The sequence below is a fragment of the Lentzea sp. NPDC060358 genome (assembly GCF_042725365.1).
In the GTDB taxonomy this organism is placed as follows: Bacteria; Actinomycetota; Actinomycetes; order Mycobacteriales; family Pseudonocardiaceae; genus Lentzea.
The window spans coordinates 1-1,219 of sequence record NZ_JBHXCW010000484.1 but is presented as its reverse complement, the minus strand read 5'-3'; the positions used below and the strand labels follow the sequence as shown (position 1 = coordinate 1,219).

Genomic DNA, 1,219 nt, shown 5'->3' with positions numbered 1-1,219 from the left:
ACTGGTAGGTGTCCTCGGCGCGCTCCTGGAGGACTCCGCTGCGGTTGAGCAGGTGGTTCAGGATCGTGCCGGACGAGCCCTGGGAGCTCAGCCGTGCCATGCCGGGCAGGGCGCGTTCCAGCTGGCGCAGCGCGGCGGCGCGGTCCAGCTCCGACTGGTTGCCCCGGACCAGCCAGATCGCGATGCGCTGGAGGAGCTGGGCCTGTTCCGCCGGGCTCATCGTGATGCCCTCGGGGGCGTCGATCCTGCGCTGTTTGTCGCGGTCGCCGAGCAGCATGGTGAGGGCCGAGTCGTACAGGCTCCAGCGGGTCTCCGGCAGGAGGCCCTGGCGGCGGCGGTGCAGGGCGCAGATCACGGCGCAGAGCAGCGGGGTGCGGGCGAGGTCGAGCAGGGTGCGGTTCTGGGCGAACTGCTGGACCAGGTCCCGCTCCAGCGTGCCGAGCGTCTCGTGGTCGTCGTCGTCCAGCCGGGCGGCCCGGTGCCTGGCGGCGACGAACGCCTCGATGTCCCGGTCCCCCATCGGCAGCAGCCGCAGTTCCTCGAAGCCCTGGGAGTCCAGCCAGCCCGACTCGACGGCGAGCGGGCGCACCGTGACCACGCAGCGGATGTCCGGGTAGCGGTCCAGGAGCCGGGAGAGCCACTGGTGGGCCTGCTCGCGGTCGTCGGCCGGGACCTCGTCCAGGCCGTCGACCAGCAACAGGCCCCGGCCGGACTCCAGTACCCGGCCCACCCACCCCTCGGGCGCCCGGTCGACGACCAGCCGGGCGGCGTCGGGCAGCTGGGCGGGGGAGGGGAAGGTGCCGCCCTCGGCACGCAGGGTGCGCAGCGGTACGACGAACGGGACCAGCCCGTTGAGCGCGCCCAGCTCCGGGCTCAGGGTGCCGGACGCGGCGTGTGCGGCCAGCCACCACAGCAGGGTGGTCTTGCCCGCGCCCGCGTCGCCGCGCAGCAGGACCCGGGGCCGGTCGGGGAGGAGGGTGTCGATCCGCTGGGGCGGGCCGGGGAGGCCGACGGTTCCGGGGCCGTGGTGTGCGGGGTGCTGCTGGGCCTCCAGGCTCAGGTACGCGGTGTCCAGGTCCCATTCGGATTCGCGTCGGCCCAGCTCGTCCAGGCCGAAGATCTTCGTGCGGCGGTACGCGGCCCCGAGCGCCGCCGCGTAGTCCTCCTCGTACCGGGCGTCCCGGGGGAAGCGGCCGTGCACCGGCTCGTGGCGCAGGGG

At 74.4% G+C, this 1,219-nt stretch carries 1 protein-coding gene; it reads right to left on the bottom strand.

The annotated features are described in order from the left end of the window. Positions 1–1,219 (bottom strand): NACHT domain-containing protein (locus ACFWGZ_RS41060; RefSeq protein ID WP_382456984.1); only part of this gene is annotated, 1,219 nt, incomplete at both ends.